Origin of the sequence: Hephaestia mangrovi (assembly GCF_019880555.1) — a bacterium.
In the GTDB taxonomy this organism is placed as follows: domain Bacteria; phylum Pseudomonadota; class Alphaproteobacteria; order Sphingomonadales; family Sphingomonadaceae; genus Sphingomonas; species Sphingomonas mangrovi.
The window spans coordinates 1-16,276 of the sequence record NZ_JAINVU010000002.1 but is presented as its reverse complement, the minus strand read 5'-3'; the positions used below and the strand labels follow the sequence as shown (position 1 = coordinate 16,276).

Below are 16,276 nucleotides of genomic sequence, written 5' to 3'. Positions count from 1 at the left end.
GAGTGGTCGCGGGCCGTGCCGCCTTGCCCGCCCCCGCTCCATGATATCAGCGATCGCCCGTTCGCTCGCCTTCGGGCTCGATCCCGGCACGCGCGATGACGTCTTTAGCGGCGGCGGGCCATTGTCCCTTGACGATCAGCGTGTTGTCGATGACGCGATTGTTGAGATAGGGCGTCCACGATCCCGTCCGCCGGCCCGAATCATACCAATTGTCGATGGCCGTGTTGTCCATAGCGGTCCGCCGCGGCGCGAGATTGTCCTGCGAATTGAGATTCAGCCAGACGCCGACATCGCTCACGACATTGTTGCGCAAGGTTACGTGGCGGGACCCTTCGTCGAGATACAAGGCGATACCGTCGGACACATCATATACGTAATTCTCGGCGATCAGCGCGCCCGGGTCGGAAGACAGGTGATAGATCGCGCCACCGTCGGGAAACCATTGCTTCACGTCGTGGACGCGGTTGCCCACCACCACCGAATCATGGAGGATCGTCGGGGAATTGTACAAACGATTGCCCGGCTGGTCGTAATAGCCGCGATTGGCGGTGAGATAGGCGGCACTGCCGCCCGGATCGTTGATGCCCCATCCCCAGCCGACGTCGATCCCGTCATAGGGAGCGTCCGATACGTCATTGTGCCAGATCACCGCGCCACTCGCATAGGTGACGAGAACGGCGGCCTGCTCGCGATAATGTTGCGAGATATCATGGATCAGATTGTTGCTTATCAGGATGTCGCGCACGGTCATTTCGGGGCGCGACGGGTGATGCGCGTCGGGCCTGACGCCGCCCACCATGATCGCACCGCCGGCGAGATCGGTGAAACGCGACCGGCGGACGTCGATCGCGCTCGCGCCCAGTCCGATGCCGCTGTCATTGGCGTCAGCATCGTTGCCGATGCCTAGGCCGATCTGGCCAAGATCCATGAATTCGTCATGATCGAAGACGATGCGGGTCGCGGCAGCGACCTGCACCGCGGCGGGCTGCTGCCGCCAATGGTTGCGCATCGCCTCGAACGGCCAGCATCCCCAGGAGCAATCGCGGATCGGATGATCCGGATAATCCGCCCAATTGCCGGCGAGGAACGAGCCGCTTTGCTGGCTGGCATAGCCTTCCGGACCGGAGGGAAGCAGCCAGCTCGTATCGCGGAAGCTGAGGCCGCGGAACTGCAGGTCCTTGATCGGATCGTCGTAATTTCCGGCGATCGACATGAGGAACTGCAATCGGGGCAGCACCACGTGGAGCTGCCGCATGTTCTGGCCGGCGGCCGGCTTGTAATAGAGCTTGCCGGCCACCGGATCGATGTACCACTCGCCCGCCTTGCGAAGAAACGCCATCGAATTGACGAAGAACAGGCCGGCATTGTCGCCCCAGACCGAGCGCGCGAATGTATCATAGCCGACCAGATTGTTGCGCCAGCCCGGCTCCTGCATGATGATGCGGTTGTCCTCGATCCGATCGACCATCGCGTGCCGATCGGTGAACCAGCCAGTGCTCTCGACCTCAAGCCGGGACTGATCGGGCAGCCTGGACAGGAAGCCCCACGCGGGATCGGTGATCTCAATCCCCCAATCGTGGAACTTGAAAGCAGTGCGGGGCGCACGAACCGCGGCGCGCGGCGCCATATGGCCATCAACCCAAAGCTGCCGGGGATCGACGCCGCGCGGAATATCCGCCGACCAGATGTCGCGCGCGGAATCGGCCAGCGTCCAGCCGGTGACGGGCGTTCCGCCGGAAATAATCGGGTGCGCGCCGGGAGCCGCTTCCCACCGCACCGTATAGCCCTTGTGACCGCCATCGGCCGCCGTGAAACGCAACGGGTTGCGCAGGCGATAGATGCCATCGGCGAGCCTGACGGTGACGTCGTGATCGTCGTTCACGCCTCTTACCGCCTGCTGCGCCCGCGCCAGCGTCGCAAAGGGATGGGTCGGCGTGCCATCGCCATCATCCGAACCCTGGGGCGAAACCGAAAAGACCACCGGAACGGGTTCGGGGCGATGCGCGATGTGGATCGCGCTGGCGGTTTGCGCTCGGCTGACCGACGGTGGCGTGAAGCTCGGGATGTCGGGCACGGGCGTGAGCTGAGCCGTCGCCGGCGACGCCAGGATGGCGGCCGCGAAAAGGGGCGTCATCGGGAGTCGCTTCGTCATGTCAGGGCTCCAGGTCGTAGAAATCGGCGGCGCAGCCGCTGAACAGGCGCGCCAGATCGGCGCCCGAGCACCGCGCAAATTCGGTGGCGTCATCAAGCCAGCGTCGCCAGCTATCGCCGGACATCAGCAGGACGGGCCAGTCGCTGCCCCACATCAACCGATCACCGAACGCGCCGACGAGATGGTCGACATAAGGCATGAGCAGGTCGGCCGGCTGTCCCGGCGCCTGTTCGGTTCGCAGGCCCGACAATTTGCAATGCGCTCCGCGTGCGGCAAGCGCCGCAATCTCGTCGCGCCAGGGATCGATCTGTGCGGCGGCGACATAAGGCTTGGCGGCATGATCGATGACGATCGGCAGATCGGGCCAGCGTTCGGTAAAGCGCGCGAGCATCGGTAGGTGTCGTGGCTGAACGAGGCAATCGAGGCGCAGCCCGGTTGCCATCATTGCTTCTAGCGCCGGGGAAAGCGCATCGCGCAACAGCCAGTCGGTGTCATCGATGGACTGAAGCATCGGGCGCAATCCGCGCAATTTCGGCGCTTGCGCCAATGCCTGAATCCGATCAGGCGCCGCCGGGCTCGCAAGATTCACCCAGCCGACGACGCCGAGGACGATCGGATGCCGGTCGGCCAGTGCCAGCAGCCAATCGGTATCGCGGTCGGTTGGCTGGGATTGGACGAGGATCGTGCCGGCAAGCGGCGCGGCCCCGACCTCGGCGACCAGGTCTTCTGGCCCGAAGTCGCGATGAATGGGCTTCTCTTGCGACGTGGGCCATTCATGTCCCTCGGTCGCCAATGCCCAGAAATGCTGGTGTGCATCGATGATCCTGGTCATCGCCGAATTGCCTCCCAATGCCGCTTCGTCACCGAACATCATCGAACCGACCGGATGGGCAGCACCAGGCACGCGCCGACCAGGACGAAGCCGCCGGCGACGATGAACAGCAACGTATAATTGTTGCCGGAGGCGTGCAGCAATGTCGCGGCAAGGACCGGACTGAGGATTTGCGGCACGTTGATCGCGGTCGTCAGGATACCGAGATCCTTGCCCGTCGCCTCGTCGCCCGCCGGTCGGGACGGAATAACCCGCGTCATCAGCGCGAGGTCGACCGACATGAAAGCCCCGTAACCAAGGCCGATCAGTGCGGCGTAAGCGAACATGCCTTCGACATCGGGCGACACCACCGGAGCCAGTTCGGCGATCGCCATGATCAGGCCGGCCGCGAAGACCAGCGGTTTTAGGCGCCCGATCCTGTCCGACAGCCAGCCTGAAAGCAGGCCGGAAATGACCAGCGCGACGAACGTCACCGATGACATATGGGCGATGGTGAGGTTGGCCCGGGCCTGGCCGAGGCCGATATGATCCTCCAGAATATAGAGAAGATAGGTCAAAATCCCCTGATATCCCATATAGATCGAGAATCGGCCGAAAAACGCCCAGGCGAAATCGGGATGGTCGGTGGGGCTGATCCAGAAACTGCGCAGGAACGGACCGAGCCGGAACGGCTCCTGCGGGGATTGCGTTGCCGGCAACGGCGGTTCGGGGTTGATCAGGACGAAGGCCAGGCAGGCAATGATGATGCCGGCGCCGATGATCGCATAGGCGAGAAAAAGATGCCCGGCGAGCAGGCCGCCGAAAATGGTTCCCGAGGATACACCGGCAGTCATGCTGGCACCGACGACGCCCGATACCGTACCGCGTTCGTTCGGCGCGAACCGATCGGCGACCACCGTCGTGATCGCCGGCTGCATCGAATTCAGGCTGACGGTCGCGACCAGCCAGAACGCGGTCACGCCGACGATGGTGCCGCCAAACGGGATCAATATCGTCGCGATACCGCCAACCACGCCGCCGATCACGATCCAAGGCGTACGCCGGCCGAAGCGCGTGCGGGTGCGGTCCGACAATGCGCCCGAAACCGGCGTCGTCACCGTGCTGAAGACCGAGGTGATGGCGAACACAATGCCCAGCATCGCCGTCTTTCCGGCGGGATCGATATCCTCGATCTGGTTGGGCAGCAAAACGCCGAGAATGGCGGCATACAGCATCAGCAGCAGGAAAAAGACGACGCCAAGGCTGACGATCAGCACCCACTTTCGCTCAGCCCGCACGGCCAGGACTCCGGTTTGCGACAGATCGCCGCTGACCGTCACGCCGCCATCCCCCGATCGCCGGGCAGCGCGCCGCCGGACTGTCGCGCCGCCTCGTTCAGGGTCAGTCCATGACCGGGCGCATCGCGTCCATGGATCAACCCATCGGCCATCTCATATGGCGCCTCAACCAGATGATCGAAATTCTGGAAACTGTACTCCAACCACCGGACGCCCGGCAAAGCGAGCGCCATATTGACGCCCAGTTCGAGGAAGGTGTTGCCGAGCGTCACCTCGACATTCGCTTCGTTGGCCAGCCAGCCCGCGCGCATGACGTCGGACACCTGACCGTGAACGTTGAGCATGTCGCATGCCCGCGCCTCGATCAATTTTCGCTTGCCGGTCACATCGAGATATTCTCCGGCATTGATCCGGGTGAGACCGAGGCGGCGAAGCATCTTCAGCCCGTCGAAATCGTCGCGCGGGATGGGATCCTCGAGCCAGTAGATCGAGTGACCGGCGCGCTCGAAGAGGCGCAAGGCCTGTATCGCCTCCTGCGCCGTCCACGCCTCGTTGGCGTCGATCATCACCCGCCCCGCGCCACCCGTCGCCTTTTTGAGCAGATCGAGCCGGTGCAGGTCACGCTCGATATCGGGATGACCCACCTTGATCTTGAAGCCGCGGAAGCCACGCTCGCAGGCATTGCCGAACAATTCGGTGAAATCATGATCCGGGAGGTGGAAATCGAGCCCGCTGGCATAGACCGGAACCGTCGTGCGATCGGCGCCGAGCATCCGCCAAAGCGGCAGGCCCGATTGCTTGGCGAACAAGTCCCACACGGCGTGCTGTATCGATTCCTCGAACGGGAAGGTCATCCGCCTTGCGTTCCCGCCCCGAACGCGGCTGACCGCCAGCGCCACGGCGGCGGGATGGCGACCCTCGAGCATCGGCCAGGCCTCGGTCGCGAATATGCGTTCGATCTCATCGGGTGCGGGCAACGACTGGAGCAGAGACTGGGCGAAGCCGAGCCCGGTTTCACCCGAAGCGTCGACCAGTTCGATAGCGACCAATTGGGCACGATCGGATCGCACCTGCGAGTCGCCAATCACCCTATCCCGTTCGAACGCCAGCGGAGCCAGACGAAACTCGACGATTGGCGACGAGAAAGACATTTCTATACCCCATTTTGATATATCATTGCCCTAGAGCATCGGGCGGGATGAGCGCAAGCACTGAGGGCCGGGAAATTATCGACGCATTGCCACGGGCCGGAAGCGGCCCGATCGGTCGACACGGGTGGCCTCGCGGCACCAGTGCCAGCGCGAGAGGGAGCGCGCCGATCGGTCAAAATCCGCCGCGCCCGACCCGTGACCTCGGGGAAGGACCGTACCACAAGCGCCCGCCGGCCCGGCTCAGAACCGGACCCGAACGCCCGCGCTGTAACGCCGCCCCACGTCGCGATATTCCTGCGTATCACCAATCACATTGGCGTATAGGAACTCTCGGGCGTCGGTCAGATTGGTCGCGTCAGCCGTCACGATGATGTTGTGGGTGAGCGATATCTGGAGCCCGGCGTCGAGCTGCCCATAGCTCGTGCTGAATTCCGGTATGCCGGTCTGCGTCTGCGGGGCGACCAGATAGCGGCCGCGCCAGGTATAGGAAGCGCGCAACTGCAAGGGGCCTTTCTCGTAAAAGCCGACGATGGTGTAGGAATTCTTCGACAGGCCCTCGAGCGAATAATGCGTCGCCTCCTTGGCCGCATTGCTGTAATCGGCATTGCTGTCCGTGTAGGTATAGCTCAGCTGCGTGCCGAGACCGTCAAACGGCGCCGGCAATCCGCGGAACAAGGTGCGAAAGCTCAGCTCGACGCCTTTCACGTCGGCGCCTTTGCCGTTCACCGGCTGGTCAACGATGAAGGTCACCTGATCGACCTTCTGCGTGCTTACGCCACGCGTGATGAACGAGTCGATGGATTTGTAGAAGAACGTCGCCGAGAGCAACGAATCCGGATTATAATACCATTCGAGCCCGGCCTCCGCCTGCGACGCCCGGAACGGCAGCAGGTCGGGATTGCCATGCGTGATCCGCTCGTTGCCGGGATTGCTGGAAATGCTTTGCGCCGGCGAAAGATCGGTGAGCGTCGGGCGCGAGATCACCCGCGACGCGGCCGCCCGGAAAATCAGGTCGGAGGTGAGGTTGAGACGCGCGTTGATCGACGGCAGGATATCCGTGTAATGGCCGCTGAAGCTAAGCGGCGTCAGATCCGAAAGAACGATGATATTTTGCCCGGTGCCGTTCGGCTTCGCGCTGACCACGGTTTGCCCGTAACCGCTCGACGTGAAATTGGTGTCCTCGATCCTCACCCCGGTATTGATGGCGAGTGGCAGGCTTCCAAGGTTGCCCTTGAACTGGAACATGAGATAGCCGAGCGCCACCTTCTCGTTCACCGATGAGCTGCCCGCCGGGTCAACGACGATCGGCAGCAAGTCGCCACTATGAAGCGCCGGATCGGCGGTGTTGTTGAGCCCGATCATCGTCTGGAATAACTGGTCGGTATTGTAATCCACCCAATCGTCGGTGTTGCCGCCGGTGCCACCGAAGAAATTGTAATTCGTCGGGCTAAAGAGGCTCGCGGGCAAAGGCACGTCGCTGCCACAATAGGCACAGACATTCGGCTCCTTGAACCCGATGGTCTTTTTCGTGCGGTCCGAATAACCGACGCCGGCATAAGCGGTGATCGAACCGCCATCCCAACTCGCGTCCAGATGCGCCGCATTGATGCGGTCATCGAAATTCTGGCCTTCTGGCCCCACGTAATGGGCCAGCCGGTGATTCACATCGGTCGACGCGTTGGCATAATCGTGATTGCTCAAGTCGAAGCTGGCAACCGGCGTGCCGGTGCGCCGATCATAGGTGTAATCCATGTGCTTCAGGCGGACGGTGGTGAACAATCCATCCGGATCGCGGAATTTGGCCTTCGTCGTATCAAGATCGAGAGCGACGTTAAGGGGGCCGTGCGACCATTTCGCATTGAAGCCGAACAGATAGGTTGTCGACTTCGCCGGGCGATTCTCGACGATTTCGTCCACGGTGCCGTCATGGAACGTCTCGGAAACCGCGGTCCCGCCAACATGTACCGTCCGATTCTGGCCGGCGACCATTTCCGTCGTATCGCTCCCGCCCGACACGACCTGGTCGACGAGCGAGCCCCCGCTGAAATCAGGCACGATACCCGACCCATGATAATGTTCGTCATCATGCGAATACAGGCCGTCGACCGTCAGCAGCAGTGACTCGATCGGCTTGTACTGGACAGTCGCATCGAACCCCAATCGCTTGCGATGCGAGAATTCGACCTGCTTCACGAAGTTGTGATACATATCGACGTTACGAAACAACGTCACCGTGCTTGTATCGATACGAGGCGAGCAGGTGCCGTTCGTCACCGTTCCAACGCATAGCGATCCACCATTGTCGGTCACCGAACCATAATAGCCATCATCGAAACTGCGCGGATAGGAACTGGCGCCGACCGAGAAATTGTCGGTTCGCTCGTTGCGCTCGTCATAGGATACGACGAAGGACGCGCCCAGGCGGCCTGACTCGCTCTTCCACGTGACATAAGCAGCGCCCGACGGCGTGGTTTTCTTGCCCAGCGCGTCGAAATTGGCGCGTAGCGATCCGCCGCCCTCAAAGCCCGTCTTGCGATCCAGCGGGCGCAGCGTGTGGATGTCGATCGTCGCGCCGATACTGGCGCCATTCAGGTTCGCCTGCGGACTCTTGTAAACATCGGCGCCCGAAATGAGTTCTGACGGCAGGATGTCGAAATTGAACTCGCGACCCGCGCCATCGGTCGCGATCACCCGCCCGTTGACCGTGACGGTATTGAACTGCGGCCCGAGCCCCCGCACGGTAACGCCGTTGCCCACGCCGCGATCGTGACTGATGGTGATCCCCGGCACGCGCTGCAGCGACTCGGCGACGTTCTGATCCGGCATCTTGCCAAGATCCTCGCTCGCGATTGCGTCGACAGAGTTGATCGCGTTTCGCTTGATATCGATCGACTGCCGTTGACTGGCGCGAATGCCGGTGACGACGATTTCTTCGGGCATTGCCGCGGCCTGTCGGCCATCCTGCGCATCCGCCGGTTGACCTGAAGATGCCGGGGTGACCGAGCCAACGTCCCCCGCCTTTTCCGAATTGCCCAGCGCCTGCGCTTGGGCATGTGAGCCGCATATTAGCGAAACCGCCAGCACCAGTGGCGCAGCACCGATATGAAATCTCCCCGCACGAGACATCGAACCTCTCCCTTTGTTATAGATATATCAATATTGCCATTTAGAATATGTGTAAACAGTTTTTCACCGATGGTCGCTCGATATCATCCGTGAATCCTCCTCGATCCGGGGCGGGCATCCGGCGTCGTTGCCGAACAGCGCCCGCCAGTCGGGGCTGCCAGCTTATGCCGCACGAAATTTCCGACGATTTCGGTAATCAATTGCTATAGCGTAATAATTATGGTGCCGGGCGGAGGGCGCGGCGTTGCGTTTTGGCTGGAATGCTCGCTGACGCACCGCGCTGGCATCGCCCGGCCAACGTGCTTATAATTGCTATATCAATTTGCGCGGGAGCGGCAGCGCTCTCACGCTTGAGCTAATATTGTCGGGAAGAATTGATGAAGGCCGGGGCCAAAAGAGCAGTTCGAAGTCAGACCAGATCGAGTCGGTTACGCCCTGTTGCGGTTGCGAATGATCAAACGCTGGCCGACAAGGCTTATGCGGCCCTTCTCAAGGGCCTTTTCGATCGATCGATCCCGGCCGGCGCGGAATTCTCGCAATCCGAGCTGGTTTCGCTGCTCGGTACCACCGTGCAGCCGTTAAGGGATGCGCTCCAACGCCTGGAGAGCGAAGGGCTGGTCACGATCCACGCCCGATCCTGTATTCGCTTCGTGCGCGCCGACCTCGAACTGTCCCGCTCGACCTATCAATTCCGATCGCTGATCGAACGCGCCGGTGCGCGCAGTTGGGCGGAGACCGGCCACGCCGAGGAAATCAAGGCGCTGCGCGACGAACATGTCGATCTGCTGGAGCGGTTGGAAGCAGGCGCGTGGGGAATTGCCGAGGAAGAGCAGCTCGATAGCCTGGAAGAACGGCTGCACGGCGCGCTGATCTCGGCGCTCCGCAATGAGTTGATCGAGATGACGGCGCGCCGCCTCAAGAATTACGTTACATTGGTGCGGCTTGACTGGCTTACCACGAGGCCGTTGGCCATCAGGACCGTGCGCGAGCATCTCGATATCCTGAACGCTTGCGCCTCGCGCGATGCCGACGCGGCAGAGGCGGCCCTGGCCACGCATTTCCAGCTGGCGCTGCAGCGCCTGATCGGGATGACCTGACGCGGGCGGCAGGGATGCTTTAGGGTTGGTCAGCCAGCGTATAGATTCGCTCTGCTTCGACCCACTTGGCACCGTCGGGCGCGAACGGCAGGCGCTTCTGGAACTGATCCATCAGCTTTTCCCACGCGACGATATCGGGATTGCCGGCGTCCCGCTTGGCGTTCGCCGCCGGATCGAACTCGGGCGTCGTCTCCATCGTCATGACGAGGCGATCGCCGACCTGCCAGATCTCCATTTCGGCGATGCCGCTCTGCCGGATCGCTTCAGTCACGGCCGCCGGCGGTCCGCCCGGACGATGCCAGTGCCGATATGCGCTGATCGCATCGGCATCGTTTTTGAGGTCGAGCACCAAAACGTGCTTCATCGTCATTCCTCCACATCGCATCATTAGCTCTTTGAGGTCGGTCGTGGATGGACGGAACGTCCCCCATTTTCGCTTGAGGCAATATTGTCTCGCACGCGCGCCTCAATGTCGTCGCTAACCGGCCCCTCGATCGACAGGCACCGCCGCTGATCGTCCAGATCGATCACGAGGTCGGCCCGCGCCGGCATTTCCTCCAGCATGTGGCGCGTCAGGCGCTCGTAATGGCTGACGAACCGTTCAATCTCATCGTCGCTCATCAGCCCCGCCCCGCGCGCACCCGAGCGCCGCAGCGTCTGCTCCTGTTCCCGCCGCCACTCGAGCACGGCGTGCCACCCCGGCGCGCGCAGAAAAACGAGCAGATCGATCCGGGCGAAAAGTTGCTGATAGCCGCCGGCAAGCGCGCGATTGGCGTAGGTTCGCCAAGTTGCCGCCGCGTCCTCCTCGCATTCGAGTCTATTGATCGGCGCCTGGAGCGCGCTTGGCGATTGCGGTGTGGCGCCGACGCACCAGCCTTCGAAGATCACCAGCCTGCATCCCGGCGGCGCGTGATCGATCGGGCCGGTGGAAACACGGTCGTCGATCGCCTTGTCGAACCGGGGGAGCGCCACCGGCTCGCCCCGGTCGAGCGCTGCCAGGGTGGCGAGGCCGAGCTCGAGGTCGTGTGTGCCGGGCGGGCCGCGCGTCGCGAACAACGGATGGACGGTCCGGGCGAGGTCGTCTCGCTCGGCGCGCGTCAAATAAAGATCGTCCAGCGAAAGCGCGACGGCGCGATCGAAACGCCGTGTCATGGCGGCGGCAAGCGTCGATTTACCGCTCCCCTGGGGCCCGCAAAGCCCAACCACCAGCGGCCGCTTGGCCTTGCTCAGCGCGCGCTCAAGCGCCGCCGCCAGCGCGGTTTCAGGCGACACGGTTGGGCAGGTCGCGGCCAGCGAAAAACGCCTCGAGATTGTCCGCCGCCTGAAAACCCATTGCGTTCCGCGTTTCGATCGTGGCGCTTCCCAAATGCGGGAGAAGAACGGCGCGCGGGTGATCGAGAAGATCCCGATTCACCGCTGGCTCCTTTTCATAGACGTCGAGCCCCACCGCCGCGAGATGCCCCGAGCGAAGCGCCGCCGCGAGCGCCCGTTCGTCGACGACGGACCCGCGCGCGGTGTTGATCAGGATCGCACCCGGCTTCATCCTGGCCAGCAGCGCTTCGCCGACCAGGTGGTGAGTCTCCGACCCGCCGGGCACGTGCAGCGACACGATATCCGCCTCGGCGACCAGCGCCTCGGCCGAGGGTGAGCGGATGGCTTCGAGCTCGGCCTCTATTGCCGGATCGGCGGCGCGGCGGGAAAAATAGCGAATGGCCATCCCGTGCGCTCGCGCCATCGCCGCCGTGCGCTGCGCGATCCGGCCAAACCCGATCAGGCCCAGCGTTCGGCCCGAAAGCGACTGCCCGACCAGATGGGTCGGACGCCAGCCTGTCCAGCGGCCGGCGCGAAGTTCGCGCTCCCCCTCGCCGGCCCGGCGCCCGGCCATCAGCATCAGCAGGATCGCGAGTTCCGCGGTCGTATCGGTGAGCGCGTCCGGGGTATTGGTCACCGCCACCCCGGCACTGGCCGCCGCCGCGAGATCGATATGATCGACGCCGGCTCCATAATTGGCGATTATCCGTGCGCGCCGCCCTTCGACATGGATCAATTCGCCATCGATCGTGTCGGTAATCGTTGGCAGCAACGCGTCGAAATCACACAATGCTTGCCGTAATTCGGCGCGGCTGAGCGGCGTATCGTCGGCATTGAACGTCGCGTCGAAATGCTGCGCGAGACGCGCTTCCACCGCCTCGGGAAGCCGGCGGGTCACGCGCAGGGTGATGCGATTCTCGGGACCAGGCTGCACCGACGACCTCATTCGCTTTCGGCGACCATGGGAGGCCGCTCGGCATCGCGGCTCGATGCCAAGGCCGGCACGGGCGCGTCGGCCCTGATCAGGCCGGCCTGGCGAAGATCCCGCCAAAAGGCTTCCGGCACCGCCTCGCGCATCAGCTCGACGCTTTGCTGAACCTGCCGGGGGCTGGCCATGCCTGGAATCACGCTCGCGACCGCTGGGTGCGCCAACGGAAACTGCAGCGCGGCCGCCGGCAACGACACTCCATGAGAATCGGCCACGGCCTCGATACGCCGGACCCGCTCGACGATCGGCGCGGGCGCCAGTTGGTAATTGTAGTGAGTGGGCTGCTCGCTTTTGGTGCCTGTGGCCAGGATGCCGCTATTGTACGGACCGCCGATCACGATCGATATGCCTTTCGCCACGCAGGTCGGCAGCAGATCGTCCAGCGCTTCCTGTTCGAGCAGGGTGTAACGCCCGGCAAGCAGGATAACGTCGAGATCGGCCTCGGCGATCGCGTCCATGCACACGGCCGTTTCATTGACCCCGAGGCCGAATCCGGCGATCGCGCCGCTCTCGCGCAGTTCGCCGAGGGCTCTGAACCCGCCGCCATCGACCAGATCGCGCCAATGCTGATCGTGAGCATCGCCCAGATTCATGCGCCCGATATCGTGCACGAACAGAAAATCGATCCGCGCCAGCCCCAGTCGCTGCAGGCTCGCTTCGTATGACCGCATGACGCCATCATAACTATAGTCGTAACGCACCCTGAACGGCAGCGGCGCGGCGAACCCATCGCGCGTTTCGGTCGCCGCCAACAAGCGATCGGCAACGAGCAACCGACCAACCTTGCTCGAAATGACGAGGTCACTGCACCGCCTGGTGGCGTCGCCAAGCCGGCGCTCGCTCAACCCGAATCCGTAAAACGGCGCGGTGTCGAAATAGGTGATTCCGGCCTCGATCGCGGCATCGGCCGTTGCCCGCGCTTCACTGTCGTCCAGCGCGCGATACAGATTGCCCAAAGTGCCAGCCCCGAAGCCCAGTTCGGTTACCGAGATACCCGTCGATCCAACGCGGCGCTTCGCAATATTCATCTTCAATTCCCCGTCGTCATGGTGGGCTCAGCCTCAATGGGCAAAGTCATACCGGTCGCTGGGCCGCGGAGCTTGCCGCTCATGCCGGGTTGATCCGGAACGAGACGGCATAATCACTCGGCGCCTTGCCCGGCGCCTCGATCTCCAGTCCCGCACCCGTGCGCTGCCACCGCAACGCGGCATTTGAGCCGAGAAGCTCCACCTTGCCGATCCTGCCGGGGTAGAGCGCGCTCCCCTCGCGCAGCGACGCGATCGTGAACCGCCGCTCGGGCGGCCATCCGAGCGCGATTGCATAGAGCGTCTCGCCCTTGGTGGTGAAGCGGATGTCGCGGTGATCGAAATGGAGTTGATCGAGCTGGTAAGACCTTGCCTGTCTGGCCTTGGTGGACGGCCCCTCGCCATAGATTTTCCACGGCCGACTACCCTTGATCGCCTCGTGATTGACCGCGTGCCACTCGCTCATCGCATGGAGAAAAGCGATCTCGTCGCTATCCGGTTCGCCATGTCCGGGAAGCGGAATGCTCAACAGCAGATTCCCGTTCTTGCTGACGATGTCCACGAACAGCGGAATCATCAGCGACGGCTGCTTATATGCGTGATTGACGAAAAGCGATCTGTCGTAATGCCAATGGCCGATACAGGCTTCGGTCTGCCACGGCTGCTCTTCGAGCTTGTCGGCCATAAGCATCTCGAAATCGCGCGTCAGCGCGCCCCAGACCGGTTCCGGCACCTCCTTGAGGTCGAGCACGCCCTCCAGCCGGCCGCCATGGCGCTCGACGTTGCGGTTGTAATAATAAGCGATGATCTGTGGCGCCAGATCGGGAATGCCGAGCCACACACCCAAGTCGGGCGCGCCCGGACCGCCAGCATCGAAATTGAACTTCGCGCCATCGTCGAAGGTCAGGATATCCGGATCATAGCGATCGATGACATCCTGCACGCGCAGCAGAAACTGGCGAACGAAATCAGGACAGGGCGTCCCCTTGAGATGCGGGGTACCATTGAGCTGGCGGGGGTCCATGCCTTCCCACCACAGCCCCTTCCCGTCCGCCTTTGTCATCACCCCCTCATAAGGAACGCCAGCCAACGGCCCCGTTGCGTCGCTCTTGTACCGGACCGGTAAAAACTCGTCCCAGGTCCGATGCGGCGTGCCGTGATAGCTCACACCGAACTTGAGGCCCTGTGCTCGCGCGGCCCTCGACCAGCCCCCGACAATGTCGCGTTTCGGCCCGACATTCATGCAGTTCCAGGGTTGGTAGGCCGAATCCCAGCAATCGTAATTGTCGTGATGCGTGGCGAGTGCCACCAGATATTCCGCGCCGGCCTTCTTGTAGAGCGCGACAAGCGCCTCCGGATCCCAGCGTTCCGCTTTCCAGAGATGGCAGATGTCCTTGTAGCCGAAGCGCGAAGGGTGCCCATAGGTTCTCACGTGATAATCGTATTGAGGCATGCCCTGAATATACATGTTGCGCGCATACCAATCGCCTTGCTCCGGCACGCATTGGGGATCCCAATGTGCCCAGATGCCGAATTTCGCGTCACGGAACCATTCGGGGCAACGATAGCTTTTGAGCGATTCCCAATAGGGCATGAACGGCCCCTCGGGCACGTCGCCCTTGAACAGGGCGGAGCGCATGGATGCTTTAGCGGCTGTGGCGGCGACCAACGCCCCGCCGCTTAAGAAAAGCCTTCGATCCATCGCACGCCCTCTCCTCGCCCCACCCCCTTCTTGGCGCAGGAGTGGGAGCGCGGAACGCTATAGGTCGAAACGCGGCGTGACAAGGCGCTATGCCGAATTTAATATATCAAAATTGGCTCAAGAGATTTCTAAAACCGATTTCTATCAATGTTGCCCGTTGGCTTTTGCGCGATATCGCTCGCCGCGAAACCCCGTTTTTCCAAGGCCGAGACCACGCACCGACAACCCACGTGGCACCCGGAGGCCCACGGGCGGCTATGGCCGGGTCTGACGGCTAAGGGAGAATAGTCGAGATCGGTGGATTGGCACGAACCTCGGAAGAGGCTCTGGTGGAGAGAGGAGCGCGACTGCGCGACCGGCCGCTAGGCCGCCCCATCGGAGACGCGAGCGAAGCGAACAGGCCGCGAGATCGAATAATGGCGGAGAGGGTGGGATTCGAAATCAAGAACTATCTATTTGATATAAATTAACTCTTTAGTTCGTAGTCGCATAAAATGCCCTATTTCATCCTCGTTATTTCACCGCGAAATTTTTTCGGTACCCTCGACCGGCCTTCCGAGGCGGTGACAGCTTCGCCCTTGATGTCGGACATTGCGGCTCGCCAACCAATCACTTAAAAGCAGACGGGTTGCCAATCGGCCCGAAGCGCCGGTCGCGAATCTTCAGCGATCCCACAGGGATAGGTCGAGTGGCAGCGATCATCATGAGCAGGCATTGAGCGGTGGCCTGATGCTGGTCAAACTTCAAGCGCGGCCCGAGCATATCGCGTGGGCGATGACCCGACGTGTCGGCTGAAGGCAGTGCTGAAGGTACTCGCGGAGGCATAACCGACCTGCGCCGCGACACGGTCGATCGCGAGTTCCCGCGTGCGTAGCAGCCGCTTGGCGAGCGCCATCCGCCAGGTCAGCAAATATTCGATGGGGGGCAAGCCGACGATGCGGCTGAAGCGCGCGAAGAACGCGGAGCGGGACATCGCCGCCTCCGCGGCGAGAGCGGCGACGGTCCTGCCATGCGCGGACCGCGCATGCATGGCCCGCAAGGCGGACACCAGGCGATCGTCCGACAGTCCCCGGGCGACGCTCGCCGCCGAAAGCCTGTCGGCCCCGCAGCGCAACGCCTCGATCAGCAGCACCTCTAGCAGGCGCTCCAGCACCAGTTCTCGCGCCGGGCGGGCGCGGCGCGTCTCATCGCCCACCAGTCTGGGCTGTTCGAGACGGTCGTGAACGTCGTCCATAATGCCGCTCCGGGCGCGATCGCCTTCATAGCAAACCGGAAGACACGGCCCACGCCGCCGGGCAATAGCTTGGTAATTGGGGGTGATCGCTCGCAACCCTCTCGCACGAAACAGAGTCACGGCTGTATGTCTCAGGAATGGCGAATTTGGACACGTCAACGAGAGGTTAGGTCTTTGCCTTTTGTGGTCGCTTAGGAGCGATGACCTGGCCGTTTGTCCAGCCGCCGGCACTTTTCGCGTTGGCTGGCGATCGCCTAGGCGGCGTGGACAAATTGGTTGACGTTGCGATGGCCGGTTGATTCAAGGCTGCCTTTTGGAGGCGGGTTTGAGTCGGGGCGATCTTACCGAAGCAGAATGGCGTGTTTTGAAGGGGTTGCTTCC

At 62.5% G+C, this 16,276-nt stretch carries 13 protein-coding genes; 1 reads left to right on the top strand and 12 read right to left on the bottom strand.

Annotated features, from left to right (window positions below):
• Positions 1-46 precede the first annotated feature (46 nt).
• The 5 genes from K7G81_RS04140 to K7G81_RS04120 form a co-directional block, all read right to left on the bottom strand.
• On the bottom strand, positions 47-2,152 hold the full coding sequence (locus K7G81_RS04140; protein WP_255586600.1) for a right-handed parallel beta-helix repeat-containing protein: 2,106 nt from the start codon (positions 2,150-2,152) through the stop codon (positions 47-49).
• Between the two features lies 1 nt (position 2,153).
• On the bottom strand, positions 2,154-2,984 hold the full coding sequence (locus K7G81_RS04135) for an amidohydrolase family protein (RefSeq protein WP_223029520.1): 831 nt from the start codon (positions 2,982-2,984) through the stop codon (positions 2,154-2,156).
• 38 nt (positions 2,985-3,022) lie between these two features.
• The gene (locus K7G81_RS04130; protein WP_369412030.1) at positions 3,023-4,303 is read right to left on the bottom strand and encodes an MFS transporter; all 1,281 of its coding nucleotides are present in this window, start codon (positions 4,301-4,303) and stop codon (positions 3,023-3,025) included.
• Positions 4,300-5,331: an enolase C-terminal domain-like protein gene (locus tag K7G81_RS04125; RefSeq protein ID WP_369412029.1), complete on the bottom strand. Its 1,032-nt coding sequence runs from the start codon at positions 5,329-5,331 to the stop codon at positions 4,300-4,302. The genes K7G81_RS04130 and K7G81_RS04125 overlap by 4 nt, the downstream gene beginning before the upstream one ends.
• 321 nt (positions 5,332-5,652) lie before the next feature.
• A complete protein-coding gene (locus K7G81_RS04120; RefSeq protein WP_255586599.1) occupies positions 5,653-8,352 on the bottom strand; it encodes a TonB-dependent receptor in 2,700 nt (899 codons plus the stop codon).
• Positions 8,353-8,915: 563 nt separating this feature from the next.
• Between K7G81_RS04120 and K7G81_RS04115 the strand changes: the two genes are divergently transcribed.
• Positions 8,916-9,635 (top strand): GntR family transcriptional regulator, encoded by a 720-nt coding sequence (locus K7G81_RS04115; RefSeq protein ID WP_223029517.1) that lies wholly within the window; start codon positions 8,916-8,918, stop codon positions 9,633-9,635.
• A 19-nt stretch (positions 9,636-9,654) separates the two neighbouring features.
• Here the strand turns inward: K7G81_RS04115 and K7G81_RS04110 are convergent, their stop codons facing one another.
• The 7 genes from K7G81_RS04110 to K7G81_RS04080 form a co-directional block, all read right to left on the bottom strand.
• Positions 9,655-9,999: an L-rhamnose mutarotase gene (locus tag K7G81_RS04110; protein ID WP_439649520.1), complete on the bottom strand. Its 345-nt coding sequence runs from the start codon at positions 9,997-9,999 to the stop codon at positions 9,655-9,657.
• A gap of 23 nt (positions 10,000-10,022) precedes the next feature.
• Positions 10,023-10,907, bottom strand: a complete 885-nt coding sequence (locus tag K7G81_RS04105) for a kinase (protein ID WP_369412028.1) — start codon at positions 10,905-10,907, stop codon at positions 10,023-10,025.
• Positions 10,897-11,880, bottom strand: coding sequence for a 2-hydroxyacid dehydrogenase (locus tag K7G81_RS04100; RefSeq protein ID WP_369412027.1), 984 nt, complete (start codon positions 11,878-11,880; stop codon positions 10,897-10,899). Before K7G81_RS04100 ends, K7G81_RS04105 begins: the two co-directional genes overlap by 11 nt.
• A gap of 8 nt (positions 11,881-11,888) precedes the next feature.
• The gene (locus K7G81_RS04095) at positions 11,889-12,962 is read right to left on the bottom strand and encodes an aldo/keto reductase (protein WP_223029514.1); all 1,074 of its coding nucleotides are present in this window, start codon (positions 12,960-12,962) and stop codon (positions 11,889-11,891) included.
• A gap of 79 nt (positions 12,963-13,041) precedes the next feature.
• Entirely contained in the window at positions 13,042-14,598 is a 1,557-nt protein-coding gene (locus K7G81_RS04090) for an alpha-L-fucosidase (protein WP_223029513.1), read from the bottom strand.
• Between the two features lie 799 nt (positions 14,599-15,397).
• Positions 15,398-15,895: a helix-turn-helix transcriptional regulator gene (locus tag K7G81_RS04085; RefSeq protein ID WP_223029512.1), complete on the bottom strand. Its 498-nt coding sequence runs from the start codon at positions 15,893-15,895 to the stop codon at positions 15,398-15,400.
• A 166-nt stretch (positions 15,896-16,061) separates the two neighbouring features.
• Positions 16,062-16,276, bottom strand: a 215-nt coding sequence (locus K7G81_RS04080) for a hypothetical protein (RefSeq protein WP_223029511.1), incomplete at its 5' end; no start/stop codon positions are given.

Coding starts and splice junctions, on each gene's coding strand:
- K7G81_RS04135 (WP_223029520.1), bottom strand. CDS start 2,984: ATGACCAGGATCATCGATGCACACCAGCATTTCTGGGCATTGGCGACC.
- K7G81_RS04110 (WP_439649520.1), bottom strand. CDS start 9,999: ATGAAGCACGTTTTGGTGCTCGACCTCAAAAACGATGCCGATGCGATC.
- K7G81_RS04140 (WP_255586600.1), bottom strand. CDS start 2,152: ATGACGAAGCGACTCCCGATGACGCCCCTTTTCGCGGCCGCCATCCTG.
- K7G81_RS04090 (WP_223029513.1), bottom strand. CDS start 14,598: ATGCGCTCCGCCCTGTTCAAGGGCGACGTGCCCGAGGGGCCGTTCATG.
- K7G81_RS04095 (WP_223029514.1), bottom strand. CDS start 12,962: ATGAATATTGCGAAGCGCCGCGTTGGATCGACGGGTATCTCGGTAACC.
- K7G81_RS04115 (WP_223029517.1), top strand. CDS start 8,916: ATGAAGGCCGGGGCCAAAAGAGCAGTTCGAAGTCAGACCAGATCGAGT.
- K7G81_RS04120 (WP_255586599.1), bottom strand. CDS start 8,352: ATGCCCGAAGAAATCGTCGTCACCGGCATTCGCGCCAGTCAACGGCAG.
- K7G81_RS04085 (WP_223029512.1), bottom strand. CDS start 15,895: ATGGACGACGTTCACGACCGTCTCGAACAGCCCAGACTGGTGGGCGAT.